This window comes from Phosphitispora fastidiosa (genome assembly GCF_019008365.1).
Taxonomy (GTDB): domain Bacteria; phylum Bacillota; class Thermincolia; order Thermincolales; family UBA2595; genus Phosphitispora; species Phosphitispora fastidiosa.
This window is the reverse complement of record NZ_JAHHUL010000007.1, coordinates 87718-108542: the sequence shown is the minus strand read 5'-3', so window position 1 is coordinate 108542 and position 20825 is coordinate 87718. Positions and strand designations below refer to the sequence as shown.

Sequence of the window (20825 nt, the reverse complement as noted above, 5' to 3'; positions counted from 1 at the left end):
ATTGCGGCAGTTTCTAATATTTGAGATACCGGCCCCCTGCAGCCAAAATCTTCTCAATATCAGCCTGCCCGACTTTCCATACCCTGACCTTTTTCCGGCCCCACTGTACAGCTATTTCTTCATCAGCAAACCATACGTCAATGCGCCGGCCCTTTATCAGACGGCCCGTATCTGTTGCCAGGCCGAGGCCGTATCCCTCTATGTACAGAAGTGTCCCATGAGGGATTACCCTGCGGTCAACCGCGACACAGCCTACCCCGGCGTGAATTCTGGATTTTGTTTCACCCCTGTCTGTATAAGCCGTGGCTGTCATCATAAAATCAGGTTCAGGGTGTACGAATTCCTCCAGTGGGCTCTTTTCACTGTAAGTTTTGCTGTAAACCTTTTCACCGACCCCAATATCGGCTTTTACCAAAAACCCGCCTGCCGCCCTGATCCCCAGGTAGGCAAACAATGTACTGACAGCCGCTGCAGCTATAAAAAATGCTAATAGATGTTTTTTTCTCATAGTTATAATATTCTACGTCTCCGGTCCAAAACCTTCCATTAGCTGCAGCCCCCGCTTCCAGACATACATTATTAATTCCCCAAAGCAAAAAAATATCAGGCACCGCCACGGATTCAGTCCGTAAAAGCGCCTGATAAAAAAATTGGGGGGTAATATTATTTTGGGGAATCTTTCATTATTACATCGGCAGCCTCTGAGGTTGCCTGTTTAAATTCTTTTATGCTTCTGCCAAATGCCTTCCCGATTTCTGGCAGTTTCCCCGGCCCGAAAATGACCAGAGCAATAACCAGGATAAGCATTATTTCAGGTAATCCCAACCCTAACATCCGGATACCTCCCAACTGCTGTTTTTTGAATTAGCTTCTTTTGAATCAGCTCTTCTTTGTATGGTCTTCATGGCAGGTGACACAATTCATCTTACCCTGCTCGTTATCCAGAGTACTGTCGGCGCCCTGGTGACAGCCCATACATGTAATGTAGTCTGCCGTGGGTTTAAATGTAGCCGTATACTGGCCTTCAAGGGCCTTATTAAGGAGTTCGGCTACCTTTGCAGCAGTATCACCGGTAAGTTTGGCACAGCGGTCCTTCCTTTCATCAGTGCCAACCCGGACATCCGCAGCCTCGGTCCACCTGGTTACCGAAGCATGGCACAGAGGTGATTTGGATACCGTTGTAATCTGATTGTTAAATTTGCAGTAAGCTTCGTGTTTGTCTGAAGGAAACGGATTTTCAGTATACCATCCAATCAGGTCATTTCCCAGATCGGCATTTTTTCCGGCAGCCAGGTTAATCATCGCAAGTCCCCCGTTCAGGGCTCCGCAGAGAGTTCCCCAGCCGAAAGCGCCGCCCTCTCCATAAGCAAACATATCCATGGGAATCGTATTCCATGGTCCCCCGGTGGTTTCCCTTAAGGTTTCAATTATTGCTGCAGCAACTCCGTACATACAGCCATCTTTGTAATAATTATCATACCCCAGCTTTCTCACAGCCTCGACATCCAGCTTCTTATACTGCCACGGTATGGCATTTGCCTCTGCTGCATTTCCGGTATTAGTGCCGGAACTTCCAGTGGAACCTGTGGAGCCGGTGCAGCCGGCAACGCCGCCGGCGAGGACTCCGGTAGCCAGGGCTCCGGCACCAATAAGGAATCTTCTTCTGGTTAAACCGTCTTTCATTGCTGTTTTTTCTATCATGATAACCCCTCCTCATAAATATTTGTTCAGATAGCTGCTAGCATGCTTATGTTTATATTTGTATTCACTTTCACCATTTGCTCTGCGACTCTTGTTTGCTTCACGTCGTCTATTGATGTCATTTGTTGTCACATGCTGTCTTCTACTGTCTTACGTTGTCTTATTACAAATATTTATTCATGCTCTGTCTATTTTCCTGCACACAATTTCTTATACCGGTATAGGAATTGGTTATAGCTGTATTGAATGATAGTTGTTATTGCTTTATAATTAGAGTAAATATGATTATGATAGCAAATATAACAATAAGGAGTCCAAAAAGATGAACCTCCCCCACTTTGAAATGTTCTGTGAAGTTGCCCGGGTAAAAAGTTTCTCCAAGGCAGCAAAACTGCTTCATTTGAGCCAGCCCGCCGTTAGTGCTCAAATTCACTATCTTGAGGATTACTATGGGATGCAGCTCTTTAACCGCAGCTCCAGCGGTGTCACTCTAACTGCGGTGGGTGAAATGGTATATAAATATGCCAAGGAGATCCTTAAGCTCCATGATAAGCTGGAAAATGAAATAGACAGTATGCTGCAGAGCGAGAATCAAAAACTCATTATCGGGGCCAGTTCTACAATAGGCAATTCAGCGCTGCCCTGCGGCATCTGGACCTTTAAAGAGAAGTATCCCCAGGCCCAGATTAAGCTCGAGGTACATAATGCCGAGAGAATCCTGGCTCTGCTTAATGACAACCAGCTTAACCTGGCTCTTTTGGAAAACCCCATATCAGGGCTGCCGGACGACCTGGTTTCGCAGCCCATCTCAAATGACGAACTCCTGGTGATTGCACCTGCAAATCCCCCCTGGGTCGACCGTACCGAAATAACTCTGGAGGAAATAAAAACAGCCCCCTTTATAATCCGGGAACAGGGTTCGGGCCTGCGCCAGATCTTTGAAGAGGCTATCACTTCATGGGGTATGAAACTGAGTGATCTGAATATTGTCACCGAAATGAGCAGCACCAGCGCTATTAAATCAACTGTGGAAGCAGGGCTCGGACTGTCTATCTGCAGCCGGATAGCAACCCAAAAGGAAATCCGCACCGGGACTATTCATCCCCTTACGATTGAAGGAAAATCAGTAAAGTTTAATTACCAGCTTGTATATAAAAGCGAGAAAGGTCTGAATAATATCGCCAAGAGGTTTATCCGCTTTATTATGGGCCCCGGGACGCCCTTCTGCTAACTGCCGTTTTTGGATACAATGTATTTCATAAACACGCTTCCGGCCCAGGCGCCAAATATCAGAAACAGGCCGAACACCCAGCCATGCAGGGACTGGGAAGCAATCCCGTTTACCAGTCCCCCGATGTTGCAGCCCAGAGCCAGTCGTGCTCCATAACCCATCAGCAGCCCACCTGCTATTCCAAGAGCAAGCTGCCGTGGCGACTTCACCTTTTTAATGCGAAACTCTGCAGCCAAGAGCGCTGCAAGCATAACACCCAGTATTAGACCAAGGTTAAGGACAGTTCCCCTGCTGAACAGCAGGTCTGCAAAATCCAGTCTAAGAGGCTCATCCCAAATATAAAACCAGGTTTCAGGATGTCCTCCGGCTGCTTTGCAGACCGCTAAACCCCATTGAGCCAGGTTACCGGAAATTCCCCACGGTTTATCGAAAACCGCCAATAGAATATTTAAAATAGCCAGCAGCGCTCCTCCCGTCCAAAAAGGCCAGTAACCGGTAAGTATGCGCCTTGTAAAGGCTCGCCCTGTGTTCATTTAGCTTCACCTTTCATTTCTTACTTTCATTTCTTACTTTCATTTATTAATAGTAACCAACCACACCCCGTTATCCTTATCCTCAACATCAAAAGCATATCCCCTGTCATCACACCACTTGATGATGTTACGCACCGTCCTGTTATAGTCTGTTTCAACTATAAGGACATCACCGGATTTCATCTCGCTGATTATCTTCTGGGTAGTCAAAAGCGGCACCGGGCAGACCTCTCCAAGCATATCCAGTTTCTTTTCAGCCATTGCTATCCACTTCCTTTGCAGCCAAATCTTTATTATTGTTTTTTCTCTTTTCGACTGTCACTGTAATCATATACAGCCCTCCCAGCAGCGCCAGGGTTAGTATTAGACTGGGTATCCAGCCGATTAAATCAGGTATAAATACTGCATCAACACTGAAAAAACTGTTTGCCCACCATGAAAAATGATAGACTCCCAATACTGAACCGGCTACAATCCCCAGGACTACTGCCCAGAAAAGGATGAACCCCTCTCCGATACGCTGCAAAGTTCCACTGGCACAACCACCTGCCAGGACCATTCCGAACCCGAACAGGACCCCTCCTACAGCGCTGTGAAAGCCCACCGGATAAATCCTTCCGGTTACCGGTAAACCCCTGGTGACAGCGTAAACCTGCATTATGCCAATACCAACGAAGGAAACAGTTGTGAAGATAATCACCACCCGGGCCATACTGAAATCCCTGAAGAGAAAGATATCCCTGAAGGCAGAAGCGAAGCAGATACCCGACCGGTATAAAACAAATCCCAGAGCAATCCCAATAACCCATACTAACAGCAAATTTTGGTCAGTGATAAAGGCAGCCAATCCAAATGCAGTGATAAAACAAACCACTCCAAGTGAAAGCCTTTTTTGAGAAGCTAACTTCACCGGCCCGTCACCTACCTCTCCCGGTACATCGACCCAATAGTCTTCATAAAATCCGCCGGGTTAATTGTCTCACCCTTTGGCAGCCCCAGCTTCCCAGCCAGACCCCTGGCTATCTTTTCAGCAGCGGCATCCACAGCTTCGGGCTTCATCTTGGGGACCCGGGCGAAAAAATCCCGGATCAGGTTAAAGTCCCGCTCATCAATCAGGTGAATGTAAGCCCTCAGGTGTTCCCCCATATCCGTGTCCGCAGAAACAGAAAAGGAATCCAAAATGACCGGTTCACTGAGGTTCTTTTCCCTGACTACAATAGTATCGGCTACCATATCACCAACCCGCTGACGGTTCTCGGAAAAGAAAATGGCAATCATACCGATAGCGTTTCCGGCAGGGAGAGCATCAACAATCCGCATCAGGTTTCTGACAAACACACTGCCAAAAGTAACGGCCTCCCCTGTTCTCCTGACGACCCGGAGTCCTGCTGCCCTTTTGCCCGGTGTCTGGCCGTTCCAGATGGTTTCAAAAAATATAAAATAACCGAAACTGAGTAGGAAATAAAGGATCAGGACTACTGCTACCACAACAATAATGAGCTTCTCTGACAATGCCCCTCCGAAAACCCCAACCATTGCTGCCGTAAAACCTCCCAAAACAAGGTAGGCCACCCCAAGAATAAGGGAATCCAGAATCAATCCAATAAACCGTGACCCGAGTCCACCGAGCCGGTAACTGTAATATATCTTTTCGGAACTATAGAGAGACAGATCCTGCAATGTCAGCTTCCCCCTTTCTTTGTTTACTGCTGCCCGAATATACATAATACCCCAGAAGCACTCCCGTCAAAGCGGCAATTCCCAGCTTTGCCTGTGGCGGGATATTAACCGGGGTAACAAAACCCTCAATGGCTGCAGCTGCCACGAGAATAGGGATACTGCCCAGAGATATTTTCATAGCCGGGACAGCCTTCAGCTTCAGGGCATCTCTGCGCGTAAAATCTCCGGGCTTTACTACTGCACTGGCAATCATCAGCCCGGCAGCTCCGTTTAAGGCAATCGCAAACAGCTCCGGTATGCCGTGGGGCAGAATCAAGGACCAGAACTCCAGGCTCTGCTGAGCGCCTGCAAAGATATCTGCCAGAGCCCCCAGCAGGAGTCCGTTGCGGACCAGGATAAAAACCGTGCCCATCCCCCAGGTAATCCCCAGAACCAGGCAGTAAAACGATACGGTGATGTTATTCACCATGATGGCGCTGGAAAACAGAGGTTTCAGCGAGTCCTCGATACTGGCGCCGGTATTCCCTTCAGCAAAATTTTGGTTAACTGCTTCCCTTATTCCCTCAGGCAGCGCCAAAACAGCCAGGCTGCTGCCGGTATGATTAAGCAGCGCTCCCCAGGCAGCGCTCAGCACCAGAATCAGGGAAGCCGCAATCACATATTTTCTGTACCTGTAAATAAGTCCCGGAAATCCTTTGGCATAAAAGTTGAGCAGACTCCTCACAGAAGCCGTCTCCGTCCGGTACAGGCTGCTGTGAGCCCGCGCAACCAGCCGGTTGAGGTAATTGACCACATCCGTATCCGGATAATTGGTCTGGGCATAGGCAAGGTGGGCTGTCACCCGGCGAAATAAAGGCCCGACATCCTCCATGTCCCGGCGGGAAAGCGAGGCAGCGCCTTTTTTGTCTATCTGGTCAAGAATCCCCCGGAACCTAATCCAGGTGTCCCTGTTTATTTCGATGAAATTCTGGGAATTCATCCTTTATATCACTCCCCCCGGTTTCGCCCCCGCATTATATTCTCCCCCTGGCCTTTAGTTCCAGGTATTGGTTGATAACGGCAACAGACAGCTCTTCAGGCGGGACATTGACCACCGCCACCCCCATGTTCCGCAGCACGGCCATTGCTTTTTCCCGTTCCCGCAGCACTTCCTCGGCAACAGCCTTTTCGAACATCTCCTGAGAACTGACGGGCAGAGTCCGGGAAGTCTTCACCAAATCCGAATCAATAAGGGTGATACACACCACCAGGTGTTTGCGGGCCATGACGGAAACATAACTTATCAGCTGTTTTGAAGCCTCGGCATCTATCAGGTCAGTAAAAAGGCATACCAGACTGCGTTTTCTGTTGTTCTCCATGATATAATGACAGGCCCCGCGAAAATCAGGTTCCACAACTTCAGGCTGGATATTATACAGGCTGGAGATTATCCTCTGGAGCTGGCCCTTCCCCTTCTTTGGGGGCAGGAACAGCTTCATCCGGCTGTCAAACACAGCCAGCCCCACCTTGTCATCCCTGGTTACCCCGACATATCCCAAAAGCAGTGCGGCATTTACTGCCAGGTCGAATTTTGACAGCCTGTCAACATGTGTTGTCATCATCCGCCCGCTGTCCAGGACCAGCAGCATATTCTGGCTCTTCTCGTCCTGAAATTCATTACTGACAAGTTTACCCCTGCGGGCAGAGGCGGCCCAGTTGACGCGCCTGTATTCATCATCGGGAACATAGTCACGCAGTCCCTCAAAATCAGTGCCCAGACCCTTAATCACAGTCGGTCTCAGCCCGGCCTCCCGGAGAAACCCTTTTTGGGCCTTCAGGGCATGCCGCCTGATATCAATCAGATTAGGATAAACCTTTATTTCCCTGTTTTCACACCTGCCCTTGGCCTGTCTGATAAACAGCCCCATCCGGCTGAAATACCTGAAATTAAGGCAGCCAAAGGAGTAATCACCGCGTTTGGCGGGAATAACCCGGTAAACCACAGAATCCTCCGCCCCTGCAGCCAGCCGCAGTTCCCGGATAAGGCCGCAAGCCGTAAAGTTGATGGCAGGAGGCTCGTCTTTGATAACAACCCTATAGGGATGTGAAGTACGGTTTTTGACATTGACCCTGACGGGGTTTTCCGCTCCCAGAGACATCTTATATTCAAATTCCCTGTCCAGGGTAAACCCCGCAGGCCTGGCGGTAATGAGAAAATCACAAATCAGGGCGGCTGCCAGCATTCCGTTATATATGAGTGAAATCATAATTCCTGTGCCGCCGGGGCTTCCTGCCAGCATCGGGAGGATACCTGCCAGCACAAGAATAATCAGCCTTCTGGAAGGTATCATCTCATCACCTCGGCACTTCAACACTGTCCAGAATCAGACGGATAACATCATCTGCGGTCAGTCCCTCTATCTCGGCTTCCGGTTTCAGCGCCAGCCTATGCCTCAATACAGGCGCAGCAAGTCTCTTGATATCATCAGGAACTACATAACCGCGACCGGTTATAGCTGCTAAAACCTTACCTGCCAGGAGCAGGTTGATTGACGCCCGGGGGCTTGCCCCGACCATCAGGTTGTAGTTCTTCCTGGTCCCTTCAACAACTGCCAGGATGTAATCAAAAATGGCATCCTCAACTACAACTGCCTGCACTTTTTCCCTGATTATGAGAATATCCGCCGGAGTAAGGACCTTATTAACTCCGGCCTCATTTATCCGGTCAGCCCTGAACCCGCTGTGGTAATTTCTGAGGACAGATTTTTCTTCCTCACGGGAGGGGTAATCAACAATTATCTTCATCAAAAAACGATCCAGCTGGGCTTCAGGAAGGGGATAGGTCCCCTCATGTTCAATGGGATTCTGGGTAGCAATCACAAAAAAGGGCTCCTCCAGCCGATATCCGATCCCGTCAATAGTCACCTGTTTTTCCTCCATGACCTCCAGAAGCGCGGCCTGAGTTTTCGGGGGAGTCCGGTTGATCTCATCTGCCAGCAGAAAGCTGGTAAATACCGGACCCTTTTTCAGGGTGAAACTCCCTGATGAGAAATTATACACATTTGTCCCAATGATATCTGACGGCATCAGGTCAGGGGTAAACTGGACCCGCTTAAATTCACAGTCTACCGCCTGGGCCAGTGTTTTCACCAGGAGAGTCTTCCCGGTACCGGGGACCCCTTCAAGAAGAATATGTCCTGTATTCATCAGGAGGCCCACAATCAATTCCTCAATCACTTCCTCCTGCCCGGCCACTACTTTGGCCAGCTCCTGCCGGACCTGAACAATCCTGTCTTTAATGTCGTACATATCCTGCATGTTTCAGATTCTCCCTTCGCCAATTCTCCATATCGTGTACCAGAGCAAACAGTTCAGCCTCCGACAAACCACCACCCGGGCGCAGTTTCCCGACAGACCCGAGCAGCCGCTCCAGGCCGTCACTGTCCATCTCTCTCCTCTGCCTGCAGAGGTTGATAATCTCTTTTTTTTCTATGCTTCCGGGAACACCCAGGGCCCTGGTCAGGCTCTGCCAAAAACCCGCGTAAATACTTTCCAGGGCAATTTCCCTGGCCCGGCCCTGTCTGTAAATGTTTGCCATTGTATTCACATACTGGGCTGAAGGTCCGGTATCAGCCCGCAGCAGCGGGACAGGCCTCCCAAAGCGCCGCCCCCAGAAGATATACAGCAGCAGCAGTGCAGCAGCTGCCTGGACCCCGGCGGCGGCGGCAGTTTTGCTGACAACCGGTCGGGCGACGCCTCCGGCGGCAGCATCTCCTGCAGCGGCCCCTCCGGACTCATCAAAGGTAACCCGGGAAGGCTGCAGCACGCGTAATATATTTGCCACAAAGATGACATTGTCACCCTCCGAAATCCCCTTATTGGTTACCGGATACGGGTCTGATACCACTATTACGCGGCCCCTTCCCAGGGCAAAAGACACAGCCACAGCGCCCTTTGGGCTTCTGGCAATAACTTCGGCATCCTTAACAGGCTCCAGACAACGTCCCCCGGCAAAAACAAGCTTCCCGGCATCAGCCGTAAATGCCGTCTCCTCAGGTTTTACTTCCGCACCACCGAAAGAATCCCCCAGCTCTATTCCCAAAGCCCGGGTCAGATCAGTTTCCCAGGAGGTAAAAAGTACCAGACTACCCCCTTCTCTGACCCACTGCATCAGGGTGTCAACTGCACCTTCAGGCTCTGAGGGTATCTCTAACCCGGCAGGCAGACCTCCAAACCTGTTCTCAACCCTCATCAGGACCCCATCGGAAAGGCTCCGGTAGCTGTCTTCCAGTCTGATATTGGTTAATCCCAGCTCTCCCGTAAGGAGATATAAGGCCTTGAGCCCCCTGGGGCCCGCATTGTAGGTGGAGTATTCGGGGGTTCCGGCAAAATACCTTTGCAGCAGCAGTGCGGCAAGAATATTAATTATAATCAAACCGGCCAGAAATGTCGTCTTACCTGTTCTGATAACTACCCCTCCAGTCAGACACAAGGCTCAGGTACATTGCCCTGAATTCACGGTAGTCAGTGTCAGTACAATTTTCCATACCGTACCATTTGCGTTCAAAAAAGTTTGCTGCACCGGTAAACCGATCAGAATCAGCGGAAGATTTCCTGAGCTCACCGAGGTAATCCAGGTTGGTCTTACTCATCCGGAATTGAATAAGCTGCTGCCCGTCTAAAAACATCAGCAGGGAAAGATACAAATACCTGACAGCTTCCCTGTAATCTCCGGCATCAGCATATCGGGAGGCAGTTTCCCGGAAACCGTTATAATCCGTACCACCGGGTTCAGCAGACTCCTGCCCGGCAGCGGCCCGGTCAGGGAAAAAGACCCGGGATACCCTTGAGGCAGCAAAATAAACCAGAAATAACAAGCCGGCCACAGACAGCAGCAGCAGCACATAACCCCACCATGCAATTCTGCCATCAGTACCCAAAATCCCAAACAACAGCCGTTCAGCCATAGCTGTACCCCTGTCAATCCAGGATCCAGCAAGCCTGCTCAGGATAAAATCCGGTCGTGACAGTATCTCCTCAAGCATGTCCCTCACTTCCTGATTGGTAAAAACAAACCCTTTAGACAACCGGAACATCCCCTTTTCCTTCCGGCTGAGAATACAGGTAATCTGCCCTCAATTTCAGGTCATGCCCTTCCAGAATCGCCTTCTGGTTGTAAAAATACAGGGTTGTGGCAATTGCCTGAAGGGGCATAATTGCAATCTGAATAAATACACCGGTGACTGTTCCAATAACGGGTATCAGAGAAATCACCTGGGAAATAGCGCCAATCATAGCAAAACCCAGCAACCCCATGACAACAATAAAACCAAATGTCCTCCAGAAATAACCCCTTACCAGTTCCCGACTCCTTCCCAGCGCTGATGCGTATCCGTTATCCTCTAAAAAAACAACCGGACTAATCAGAAAAAACCAGGTCTGGAACAGTATCCCGGGCACTATCAAAAGCAGGTAGCCAAAGGCGGTTGCCAGCCCGGACAGCAGTAACGCGATAAAATAGGGGAAAAACCGCTTCAATCCAAATCTGAGGCCTTCCTTTACTTCAATTTCCCGGTCAAACAAGCTGTCATCACATGCTTTAATCAGGGCCCCCTGCATGGCAACGATTGCAATCATAGCCGGAATAGACAATATGAGTACAATCAATCCAAATATAATCATAAACCCTAACTCATATGTCCCGATAGCAGCCGCTGCTGCTACAGCAATAATAATAATTACAGCAAGAGGCAGGTAACCAAGGAAGGTAATCAAATACAGTTTTTTGAAATTCTTTTTGAACAGGTCGATGCCGGCATCAAGCATTTCCCCTATTCCCATTGGTTCAAAATATGTGTTAGGCATAGATTCCTCCATAATTTAATGGTATTTTATTTTATCGCGTGCTTATTTCGACATTTACTTACTACTTTTTCGCCACCTTTAAGCTTTTTTCCTCCCTTACCAAACAGAGTTCCAACATGAAATAAAGCTTGAAAATAAAAAATCCCAAGGTATGCTTTTGGCAAATACCTTGGAATGCTTGTTGCTCAGTGCAGGGCCCGGGACCGGGGTTGAACTCCGGTAAACTGGCTGTTATAGAGGTCGGCATAGAAGCCGCCCTGATCAATTAATGCTTTATGATTGCCCATTTCAATAATCCTGCCCTTATTCATGACCAGAATAAGTTCGGCATCGCGGATAGTAGACAGCCTGTGGGCTATCACAAAACTTGTCCTGTTTTTCATGAGATTAGCCATAGCCTTTTGAATAAGGAATTCTGTCCTTGTATCCACACTGCTGGTGGCTTCATCAAGAATCAAAACCACGGGGTCAGCAAGTATGGCCCGGGCTATGGTAAGCAGCTGCTTCTGTCCCTGAGAGATGTTGGTTGCTTCTTCATTAAGCACAGTATTATAACCATCAGGCAGTGTCCTTATAAAATGGTCGGCGTGAGCGGCTTTGGCTGCACACACTATTTCTTCCAGAGCTGCTCCTGATTTGCCATAGGCAATATTATCTCTGATGGTCCCGTTAAATAACCAGGTATCCTGAAGTACCATCCCAAACATTTTTCGCAGCACACTGCGCTCCATATCCTTGATGTCCACACCATCAATACTTATCCTGCCTGAATCTATTTCGTAAAAGCGCATCAACAGGTTCACCAGCGTAGTTTTACCCGCGCCGGTGGGTCCGACAATCGCGATGGTATGACCTCTTCTGACATCCAGGTTCATATCCTCTATCAGTGGTACATTCTTTTCATAACGGAAAAACACATGTTCAAATTTGACATCTCCTTTTGGCATTTCAATTACTTTTGCATGAGGGCTGTCAGGGACTTCTTCCTCTTCATCCAGAACCTCAAACACCCTTTCCGCGCAGGCAATCGTTGACTGAATAATATTAGCGATATTTGCCGTTTGAATAATAGGATGGGTGAGTGATCTTGAATACTGGATAAAAGCCAGGATATCCCCGAACCCCAGGATATTTCTGATAATCCAGATGCCACCGACAATACTTATACCCACATATCCCAGGTTGCTTATAAAATTCATCAAGGGAAACATGATACCTGATACAAATTGAGCTTTCCATCCTGCGCTGTAGAGCCTGCCGTTCACGTCCTCAAATTTCTTTAATGAATCTCCTTCACGTCCGAATGCCTTCACTATTTTATGCCCTGTATACATCTCCTCAACATGACCACTGAGCTGGCCCAGTTCTTTCTGTTGAGCTGCAAAGTATTTTTGAGACTTCCTGGCAATGAGGGCAGTCGTTCCAATATACAGGGGAAGTGTAGCAATTATTATCAGGGTGAGTATTGGGCTGATTGTCAGCATCATGATAATATAGCCGATAATTGTAATGACCGAGGTAATAACCTGAGTTAAGCTCTGCTGCAATGTTGTGGCAATAGTATCGGTATCATTGGTAACACGGCTTAATATATCTCCATGGGAATGACGGTCAAAGTATTTCAGCGGCAGCCTGGCCATTTTATTTTCTACTTCCCTGCGCAAATCATATACCGTTTTTTGGGCCACACCCGACATCACCAAACCCATGATCAGGCTGAAGGCAGCGCTTACCAGGTACATGCCCAACAGGATTAAGGCAATAACACCGATGTAGTGAAAATCGTACTGTCCGTTTGTTTCCCTGATTGCCCTTATCGCTCCTTTAATTTGGTCATCTGTCAAGTTTACATCTTGCCCGGCAGACATTTTTTCCAGCAACATCCTGGCCATATAACCATCCTGCAGCTTGTTCATTGCTTTGGCAGTCACCTTCGGTGCGGCTATGGTAAATGAAGTACTGGCCATAGCAAATATAAAAACAATAATTAAACTGAATATATGTGGCCGCAAATAGCTGCTCAGCCTTTTCAGAGTCCCTTTAAAATCTTTTGCCTTAGCCACAGGATGGGCAAAACGGGGTCCCATTCCACCGCCCCCGGGTCCTCCCTGACTGCTCTTTTGTTTAATCACGCGATTTCCTCCTCCGAAAGCTGTGAGGATACAATCTGGCGGTATACCTCGCAGGTATTCAGCAGCTCTTTGTGAGTTCCGAGCCCTGTAATCTGTCCTTCATCCAGAACGATGATCCTGTCTGCATCCATAATAGTACCTACCCTTTGGGCAACAATTATCACAGTTGCCGCAGTGGTTTCTTTTTTCAAAGCCGCACGCACGCGCGCATCTGTTCTAAAGTCAAGAGCCGAAAAGCTATCATCAAATACATAAATTTCCGGTTTTCTTACCAGCGCTCTGGCAATAGAAATACGCTGTTTCTGCCCGCCCGATAAGTTGGTGCCGCCCTGCTCAATTTCATGGGCAAAACCGCCGTCCATTTGGGAGATAAACTCAGCAGCCTGGGCAACATCTGCGGCATGCCTGATTTCTTCTTCTGTTGCCTGGTCATAACCAAATTTAATATTCTCCATTATTGAACCAGAAAAGAGGACTGCTTTTTGCGGTACAAAACCGATTTTAGCCCGGAGATTTTTCTGGGATATTTCCCTGACATCAACACCGTCAACAAAAATGCTGCCACTGTCCACATCATAAAATCTCGGAATAAGGTTAATCAGGGTTGATTTACCTGAGCCTGTGCTGCCTACTATGGCAATAACTTCACCGGGGCGCGCCAAAAAGGAGATGTTCTGCAAAACCGGTTTTTCAGCGCCATGATAACTGAAGGTGACATCCTTGAATTCCATATAACCCCTTCTGGAAAAGGAATCATTTGGTTCTTCCGCATCTTTTATAGTTGGCAGAGTGTCAAGAACCTCGTTTATTCTAACCGCAGCAGCCTGTGCCCGCGGAACCATAACAAACATCAGGGAGAGCATCAGCATGGAAAACATTATCATTATGGCATACTGGGTAAAGGCGGCAAGTGCGCCCAGGTCCATGCTGCCTTGACTAATACGAATACCCCCAAACCAAAGAACAGACAGGGAAGTCAGGTTCATCACCAGCATAATTGAAGGCATCGTGAAAGCCATGATTTTGTTCACTTTGATATAGTTTAGTGTAAGATCGGCATTGGCTTCATCAAAACGCCTCCGTTCATACTCTATGGTATCAAAAGCACGAATTACACGAATACCGGTTAGCTTTTCACGTAAAACGAGATTAATTTTATCGATCTTTACCTGAATCAACCTGAAGAGGGGTATCCCCCGCCATGCAATCAATGCAATAACCAGGGCCAGAACCGGTATTGCAGCTGCCAGCACCCAGGTAAGTGTCCTGTCTTCCCGGAAGGCCATGATGATGCCGCCGACAGCCATCATCGGAGCGCTTATCATCAGGCGCATTATCATCACAGTAACCATTTGTATCTGGGTAATATCGTTGGTTGTCCTGGTAATAAGAGTAGCTGTACCTAACTTATCAAATTCTTTCAGGGAGAAGCTCTCAACCCTTTGAAAAATCTTGCTGCGCAGAATTGTTCCCAGGCCGACCGCAATTTTCGATGACAGAAAGCCGGCAATAATTGCACTGACGGCTCCACCCCCGGCAATCAGAAGCATTAGTCCTCCGATCTCCATAATCCTGTGTGTATCGCCACGCATGACACCATCATTGATTATTCTTGACATCAATGTGGGCAGATAAAGGTCTCCTATCGTTTGCAAAAATATAAATAGCAGAGCACCGGCTACCATGGCGCTAAATGGCTGTAAAAACCTGTATAGTCTAAGCATAGTTTCTTCCCCTCAATTTCTATCGTTGCGAATATTTCGTACCAAAACTATATTACTGACTCGTTTCAATATTGTCAAAAATAGAAAAAGCGGCTGCAGGTCCAATGCCTTCATTTGGACCCGGCAGCCGCTTGCCGGTAACACCTTATTATAGTATGACCAACTCATCCGGGGAAGCTGTTACCTTTTCAACTCCCTTTTCGGTAAGTATAAATGTGTTTTCAATTCCCACCAGCCCTTCCCCCGGAAAGACAAATTTGGGTTCCAGAGCAAAAACCATACCCGGTTCCAGCTTGACATCAACACCCTTTGCCAGTATCGGAAATTCATCTAGTTCCAGGCCGACCCCGTGACCGACAAACTTCACCCGGTCAGAACCGTGGCCCATGAAATAATCCCCCAGTCCGGCTTTGTCCGCCATTTTGAACGCCAGTTCAAAAAGGTCACTGCCGTTAGCACCGGGTTCAACGCGTCTAATAACCTCGTCCTGTATCTTTAGGGATACATCAAATGCCCGAATCAGCTTATCAGAAAGATAATCAATGGCATAAATACGTGACCGGTCTGTAATATAGCCGCCCCAAAGTCCGGCATAATCAACCATGATAGGCTCACCCGTCTCAATGGTCTTAAAACTGCACCCCTGGGGGAATACCGGATGAAGTCCCTGACCCCCGCCTACTCCGTCAAAACAGGACGGTACCGCAGCAGCCCATCCTGACATCAACTGTCCAAAAAAAATCGCACTCCCGAAGGCACGCATGTTCATATAGCCAATATGCCCGGCTTTGCGGGCCCGTTCTTCGATTTTGGCTGCAAGAGCAACCTCTGTTATTCCGGGCCTGATTAACCCGGGTATCTCGTCATAGACCTCGGTCATCTTGCGACCGGAAACCCGCAAATGTTCCATTTCATAGCCTGATTTAATCTGCCTGACCTTTTTTATCAGCCCTGAGATATCCACCAGTTCTGTACCGGAAAACATTTTAGCATAAAAAAGGTAAGTATTTGCCGGCAGAACATCCATTTCCAGGCCCATAACCAGTGGAGCTCTGCCTCCTGATGCTATCAGTTCAGGCAGTTTTTTGACACTGCTCAATGGAAAAACGTTTTCCAGGGCGGATTCATCCCTGGCCCTGGCAAAGCTCTTCTTAACCCAGAGCACCGGGTTACCGGAAGCAGGTAGATAAAGACAGCCGTTTTGTGCCGTTCCCGAAAAATAGAACAAATCAACTGCCTGCACAATCAATGCGCCATCTACCCCGTTCTCCCCCAGCAGTGACTGCAGTCTGCTTATCCGTGACTCAATTTCCCTTTTGGGTATCAGAGACATTTTGTTACCCCCCAGTTGAATTTGACTAAAATAATTATATACTTTTCAAGAAACTTTTTCATTTAACTTAAGTCAAATTGTATAAATTAATACCTGAAGGGTAGGATACAGATTTTAGCAGTAAAATAAGAATAATCATTGGAAATCATCAGAATTTCAATTATAATTAAATCCGTATAAGAGGAGGTAACTTTAAATGGACAATGAATTTAACGAACTTTTGAATTTTCTCAGAGACAGCCTCGTGCGCAGAGGGTTTTCCATAACGGCTGCAATTGATACCAACCCTGGGGACCTGCCGGTAAGTAATGGTATCAGGCCTGACATCACGGCCACCTTGAAGAATGTCAAGACTGTTTATGGAAAAGTAGAACTCCCTGAAGACAATTTTTCTGTAGAACAGTGGGATCGGCTCAGAACCCTGTCAGATGACAGTTCAATAACCCTTTATACCGCCTTTCCCGAAGCAGAAAAAATGAATTTTATCCTGTCACTGATAAATGGCAAACTTGCCGAGCGGCAAAATATTTTCCGCATATATATGGGGAAAGAAACGGTCTAGCTTTGTTATTGCTGAAAAAATTTAAACTTCCTTTTTTTCAGGAGATAAGACCGCTCATATCCAATATGTTCTGCAGCCAATAAACCAGTCACGGTTTCCAGGGCCTCGGGGTAACACATGAGACACATTCCGCAGTCTGCGGTAATCTCCCTGGGAATCGGGACCAGCCAGAACTTTATCCCGGACGGCTGGAGGCGCTTTTCAGCCTTAAGGACCTCTGTGAGAGCCGGAAATGTAATATAACAGCGTTCTTCTTCAATAAAACCCATTTTACCTGCTCAGCAAGATTTCAATATAATCAGAATGCTTTCCCCTGGCCACATTCCAGCCCATGTGTCTGGCCAGGGCAGTTACATTCTCACCTGCCGCCTCCTCATCCACAAGTACTTTGACCGGTCCCGGTCCACCCTTGTCAAGAACTTTCTTGGCACGCAGTACCGGTTCCGGACACGAAATCCCTCTTACATCAACTATCTGCATGAACTCTCCTCCTTTCTGAGGTAACAGTTTTGTAACAAACTCCCATACTAAGCGCCAGCAATATGATAAGCCCGGCGGCAACAGCCATCCCGCCTGCCTGTGGAACTCCTGCAGGACTGGCTGCCAATCCAAAGGTATGGGCTGCCGCCGCCCCTGCAGCCAAGCCGCCCACGGTAACAGCAGCATCCGTATTGCCCTGTCCGGCCAGCACCAGCTGCCTGAGCGGGCATCCGCCCAGCAGAGCCGCCGCCCACCCGGCAGCTGCCAGGCCAAGAAAATTCCAGAGAGCTTCTGAATGTGCAATTGGCTGAGCTGCAAACCCGGGCTGAAACTTGTTCAGGTACAGACTCCCCGCAAAGGTAACAAGTATTATCATTAGGAAACCTGCAATCAGGTTAAAGTTCCGGAACAGAATCAGGTCCCGAATCCCTCCCGCCATACAGAAACGCGACCTCTGTGACAGCGCCCCGACCAACAGCCCCGCGAAAAGTGAAATTAGCACAGGAGCATGATTTGAGCCCGGTCCCTCCTGGCTGAAAGAAATAAAAGACGGCTTCAGAAACAGCAGTAATAGCAAAATCACAGCAATTGCGGGAAATACGACTCCCGCCCACCCCGGCTGTGAACCGGACCGGCCCAGACTGAATCCGGATTTAAGAAAAAATGTACCTGCAGCAACTCCGGCAAACAGTCCGGCAAAACCAACCAGGGCATTCAGATCTCCCGCACCAAGCCTTAAGGCCACCCTTAGCGGGCATCCCAGGAAGACAAGCATCCCTATCATCATGATAAAACCCAGGATAAACCTAACAGTTTTGTTTGCTCCCCCTGATGCCCGGAATTCCCGGTTAAACGCGGCAATCAGGAAGGCCCCCAGAATGATGCCCGGTATTTCAGGCCTGATATACCGGACAACCGCAGCCTGGTGCAGGCCGAGCCCGCCGGCAGTGTCCCTCATGAAGCATGCTATACACAGCCCCATATTGGCCGGATTGCCCATCTTGGTAAGGATAAGCGCCACAATTCCGATGACCGCCCCGGTAATTAAAACTCCAATCTTGTTCCCCAATGCTTTTAACTCCTTTCACTATAGTGTTTTTTAAAATCCCCCGCTATAGTTTACTATATATGGTTATTAATTTCCTTTATGTTCCTTATGGAATTTTTTTATGGAAGTATAGAGTATCATAAATCATCCTTATCACCATTTTTTTGCCTGCATTCGATATTTCGCACAAGACTCAATGTTTTCACACCCTCATTTCCGTATTTCATACCCTCTATCCGGTATTTCACACCCCTTAAACCGCATTTCAGACCATAAGGCTGGGAAAAAAACGCCTAACTCAATAATATTTAGATAAGAGCTTCTTTTAAAAAGCTCACCCATACTCCCAGCTCGAATACCTGCCGCCTGCACCGGCAGGTATTCTACATTATAAAGTTAATATGCATAATTTCTCCCCCGCCATAAAAGACTAAGTCCCAGAATACTCTTATTTTGAGGGGAGGTGTTCTGGCATTCCTTTACATTTACAGGTTTGCCGGAAAATATATTGAGGACAGATAACCCATCAGGTTCACCCCGGGTCGCTTATTTCTGCATGGAATACGGATTAAACAGCAGCCTGCCCATTTACGCCGGAGGACTTGGTGTCCTTGCCGGAGATTACCTCAAGGCAGCCAGAGACCTGAATGCTCCGGTAACAGGGATCGGAATCCTCTGGAATCAGGATTACACGGAACAGTTTATCGGGCAGGACGGGTATCCTTATGATATGTATCCCAATTATGATTTTTCCGCAGTCGAAGATACGGGTTTAAAAGTAACCCTGCGGGTCAGGGGGGCTGACGTGACCTGCAAAATCCATAAAATTGAAAAATACGGAAATGCCACAATATATCTCCTGGATACCAATTTCCCCGGCAGTCCGCACGGCTGGATGACCAACCGTCTGTATGGCGGAGTGGAACAGGACCGTGTTGCTGCCGAAATGATTCTTGGCATAGGCGGAGTAAGAGCCCTCCGGGCCCTGGGGATTGAGGTTGACATTTATCATTTTAATGAAGGGCATGCGGTATTTGCCGGTGTAGAACTAATCAGGGAAAAAATGCAGCACGACAACATCTCTTTTCATGAAGCCTGGAAATCAACCCAAAAAGAAGTGGTCTTCACAACCCATACCCCTGTTGAAGCCGGCAATGAAATCTGGACTCATGACCTATTGCAGCATATGGAGGCCTATAATGGGCTTACCTATGAGCAAATGCGTGATATCGGTGATGATCCTTTCAACATGACCATAGCTGCCCTGAGGATGGCTGACATGGCCAATGCCGTATCCAAGCTTCATGGCCAAACGGCAAGAAATATGTGGGGCAATGTTTATGAAACCGCCCCGATTATATCTATTACCAACGGCATCCATGTAAACACCTGGCAGGATGAACGCATTCGGAATGCCTTTGAAAAGGGTGAAGACCTCTGGGAACCGCACGTGCAGTGTAAAAAAGAACTTGCTGACTTTATCAAGCAGCATACGGGAACTACCCTGAATCCTGAAGCCCTGGTGATAGGTTTTGCCCGGAGGGTCGCTCCATATAAAAGAAGTGAACTGATATTCCGGAATACGGATATCATTGACCCCCTGCTCCGGGAAGGAAAGCTGCAGCTTGTTTTCTCAGGCAAAGCACACCCCAGGGATTCCATGGGTAAGGATATTATTCGAAAGCTGGTGGAAATGGACCGGAAATACCGCGATGCTGTCGTCTTCCTGGAAAACTATAATATGGAAATAGCGCGGCTCATGATCAGGGGCTGTGATGTGTGGCTGAACAACCCCAGGAGACCCCTGGAAGCCAGCGGCACGTCCGGAATGAAGGCTGCAGTAAACGGGGTGCTTAACCTTAGCGTGGTTGACGGCTGGGTTGCCGAGGGACTGCAGCACGGTATCAGCGGTTGGCTCCTCTGTTCCATATGCGGCAATGAAGTCCAGGCAGCAAACCAGGACGAATACGATTTGCAGAGACTGTATGAGGTGCTGCTGTCAGAAGTTGTTCCTACTTATTACGATGATAAAAACAGGTGGCACAATATGATGCGGTCCAGTATCGACATGGCCCACTACCAGTTTTCCTCCCACCGCATGCTGAGGGAATATTATGATGTGATGTACCAAAAGACCGCCCTGAACCAGGGCAAGCATATCAGGCCGCATTCATTCATGATTTCGACCCCGGAATATGCGGAGCGGCCACACCAGTATCAGTAATATCAATCAGTGAAATACAAAACCGCTTCAGGCAATCTCCTGAAGCGGTTTGATTATGCTTAACCCTGCTTGTATACTCCGTCAGCATTTATATTGTTGCTCTGCTTAGGTACAAAGGTTTTGCAGGCGGTCTCCATACATGTATTTGCAGGCGTGGGCGCCGCCATTGAGGCCTGGGGAGCATCAAAGTTATCCGGCATGCTGTCTCCGGCCGCATCTGATGTTACCATGATTTTGTTGGCCTTGCAGTGATTGCCTTGTTCCCAGTAGTGACATGTGTCAACAGAACAATAGATTTCCTGGTTCATTTCATCACCTCCTGGTCAATAGGTT

General features: G+C 48.2%; 23 protein-coding genes. 3 read left to right on the top strand and 20 right to left on the bottom strand.

Going from position 1 to position 20825, the window contains the following annotated elements; genetic code table 11:
- Positions 1–13: 13 nt before the first annotated feature.
- The 3 genes from Ga0451573_RS08730 to Ga0451573_RS08720 all read right to left on the bottom strand — a co-directional run bounded on the left by Ga0451573_RS08730 (position 14) and on the right by Ga0451573_RS08720 (position 1701).
- Positions 14–508, bottom strand: a complete 495-nt coding sequence (locus tag Ga0451573_RS08730) for a 3D domain-containing protein (RefSeq protein ID WP_231683500.1) — start codon at positions 506–508, stop codon at positions 14–16.
- A gap of 155 nt (positions 509–663) precedes the next feature.
- Positions 664–834 (bottom strand): twin-arginine translocase TatA/TatE family subunit, encoded by a 171-nt coding sequence (locus Ga0451573_RS08725; RefSeq protein WP_231683499.1) that lies wholly within the window; start codon positions 832–834, stop codon positions 664–666.
- A 45-nt stretch (positions 835–879) separates the two neighbouring features.
- The gene (locus Ga0451573_RS08720; RefSeq protein WP_231683498.1) at positions 880–1701 is read right to left on the bottom strand and encodes a C-GCAxxG-C-C family protein; all 822 of its coding nucleotides are present in this window, start codon (positions 1699–1701) and stop codon (positions 880–882) included.
- Positions 1702–2023: 322 nt separating this feature from the next.
- Here Ga0451573_RS08720 and Ga0451573_RS08715 point away from each other — a divergent pair, with 322 nt between their 5' ends.
- Positions 2024–2932, top strand: coding sequence for a selenium metabolism-associated LysR family transcriptional regulator (locus Ga0451573_RS08715; protein ID WP_231683497.1), 909 nt, complete (start codon positions 2024–2026; stop codon positions 2930–2932).
- On the opposite strand, the gene Ga0451573_RS08710 is transcribed toward Ga0451573_RS08715, so the two are convergent.
- From Ga0451573_RS08710 to Ga0451573_RS08650, 13 genes are all read right to left on the bottom strand, one after another.
- Positions 2929–3465, bottom strand: a complete 537-nt coding sequence (locus tag Ga0451573_RS08710) for a YeeE/YedE thiosulfate transporter family protein (protein WP_231683496.1) — start codon at positions 3463–3465, stop codon at positions 2929–2931. The genes Ga0451573_RS08715 and Ga0451573_RS08710 overlap by 4 nt on opposite strands.
- A 39-nt stretch (positions 3466–3504) precedes the next feature.
- The gene (locus Ga0451573_RS08705) at positions 3505–3726 is read right to left on the bottom strand and encodes a sulfurtransferase TusA family protein (protein ID WP_231683495.1); all 222 of its coding nucleotides are present in this window, start codon (positions 3724–3726) and stop codon (positions 3505–3507) included.
- Entirely contained in the window at positions 3719–4375 is a 657-nt protein-coding gene (locus tag Ga0451573_RS08700; RefSeq protein WP_331459405.1) for a YeeE/YedE thiosulfate transporter family protein, read from the bottom strand. The genes Ga0451573_RS08705 and Ga0451573_RS08700 overlap by 8 nt, the downstream gene beginning before the upstream one ends.
- A gap of 11 nt (positions 4376–4386) precedes the next feature.
- A complete protein-coding gene (locus Ga0451573_RS08695; protein WP_231683494.1) occupies positions 4387–5145 on the bottom strand; it encodes an RDD family protein in 759 nt (252 codons plus the stop codon).
- Positions 5123–6124, bottom strand: coding sequence for a stage II sporulation protein M (locus Ga0451573_RS08690; protein ID WP_231683493.1), 1002 nt, complete (start codon positions 6122–6124; stop codon positions 5123–5125). Before Ga0451573_RS08690 ends, Ga0451573_RS08695 begins: the two co-directional genes overlap by 23 nt.
- 34 nt (positions 6125–6158) lie before the next feature.
- The gene (locus Ga0451573_RS08685; RefSeq protein ID WP_231683492.1) at positions 6159–7475 is read right to left on the bottom strand and encodes a DUF58 domain-containing protein; all 1317 of its coding nucleotides are present in this window, start codon (positions 7473–7475) and stop codon (positions 6159–6161) included.
- Positions 7476–7479: 4 nt separating this feature from the next.
- Positions 7480–8442, bottom strand: coding sequence for an AAA family ATPase (locus Ga0451573_RS08680; protein WP_231683491.1), 963 nt, complete (start codon positions 8440–8442; stop codon positions 7480–7482).
- Positions 8420–9616: a DUF4350 domain-containing protein gene (locus Ga0451573_RS08675; RefSeq protein ID WP_231683490.1), complete on the bottom strand. Its 1197-nt coding sequence runs from the start codon at positions 9614–9616 to the stop codon at positions 8420–8422. Before Ga0451573_RS08675 ends, Ga0451573_RS08680 begins: the two co-directional genes overlap by 23 nt.
- Complete coding sequence (locus Ga0451573_RS08670) at positions 9579–10211, bottom strand: DUF4129 domain-containing protein (RefSeq protein WP_231683489.1); 633 nt, start codon at positions 10209–10211, stop codon at positions 9579–9581. Before Ga0451573_RS08670 ends, Ga0451573_RS08675 begins: the two co-directional genes overlap by 38 nt.
- The gene (locus Ga0451573_RS08665; protein ID WP_231683488.1) at positions 10204–10989 is read right to left on the bottom strand and encodes a hypothetical protein; all 786 of its coding nucleotides are present in this window, start codon (positions 10987–10989) and stop codon (positions 10204–10206) included. Before Ga0451573_RS08665 ends, Ga0451573_RS08670 begins: the two co-directional genes overlap by 8 nt.
- Before the next feature lie 185 nt (positions 10990–11174).
- Entirely contained in the window at positions 11175–13076 is a 1902-nt protein-coding gene (locus tag Ga0451573_RS08660; protein WP_231683538.1) for an ABC transporter ATP-binding protein, read from the bottom strand.
- Between the two features lie 41 nt (positions 13077–13117).
- Positions 13118–14845: an ABC transporter ATP-binding protein gene (locus tag Ga0451573_RS08655; protein WP_231683487.1), complete on the bottom strand. Its 1728-nt coding sequence runs from the start codon at positions 14843–14845 to the stop codon at positions 13118–13120.
- A gap of 148 nt (positions 14846–14993) precedes the next feature.
- Positions 14994–16178: a M24 family metallopeptidase gene (locus tag Ga0451573_RS08650; protein WP_231683486.1), complete on the bottom strand. Its 1185-nt coding sequence runs from the start codon at positions 16176–16178 to the stop codon at positions 14994–14996.
- Positions 16179–16374: 196 nt separating this feature from the next.
- Between Ga0451573_RS08650 and Ga0451573_RS08645 the strand changes: the two genes are divergently transcribed.
- Entirely contained in the window at positions 16375–16740 is a 366-nt protein-coding gene (locus tag Ga0451573_RS08645; RefSeq protein ID WP_231683485.1) for a hypothetical protein, read from the top strand.
- 5 nt (positions 16741–16745) lie between these two features.
- Here the strand turns inward: Ga0451573_RS08645 and Ga0451573_RS08640 are convergent, their stop codons facing one another.
- The 3 genes from Ga0451573_RS08640 to yedE are packed head-to-tail and all read right to left on the bottom strand — an operon-like array spanning position 16746 to position 18289.
- A complete protein-coding gene (locus Ga0451573_RS08640) occupies positions 16746–17009 on the bottom strand; it encodes a putative Se/S carrier protein (protein WP_231683484.1) in 264 nt (87 codons plus the stop codon).
- 1 nt (position 17010) lies between these two features.
- Entirely contained in the window at positions 17011–17220 is a 210-nt protein-coding gene (locus Ga0451573_RS08635; RefSeq protein WP_231683483.1) for a sulfurtransferase TusA family protein, read from the bottom strand.
- Positions 17207–18289: a YedE family putative selenium transporter gene (yedE, locus tag Ga0451573_RS08630; protein ID WP_231683482.1), complete on the bottom strand. Its 1083-nt coding sequence runs from the start codon at positions 18287–18289 to the stop codon at positions 17207–17209. The genes Ga0451573_RS08635 and yedE overlap by 14 nt, the downstream gene beginning before the upstream one ends.
- 487 nt (positions 18290–18776) lie before the next feature.
- On the opposite strand from yedE, the gene glgP reads away from it, so the two are divergent.
- A complete protein-coding gene (gene glgP / locus Ga0451573_RS08625; protein WP_269438174.1) occupies positions 18777–20492 on the top strand; it encodes an alpha-glucan family phosphorylase in 1716 nt (571 codons plus the stop codon).
- 59 nt (positions 20493–20551) lie between these two features.
- Here glgP and Ga0451573_RS08620 read toward each other — a convergent pair whose 3' ends face one another.
- Positions 20552–20800 carry a DUF1540 domain-containing protein gene (locus Ga0451573_RS08620; protein WP_231683481.1) on the bottom strand — a complete coding sequence of 83 codons (249 nt, stop codon included), beginning with the start codon at positions 20798–20800 and terminating at the stop codon, positions 20552–20554.
- Positions 20801–20825 lie beyond the last annotated feature (25 nt).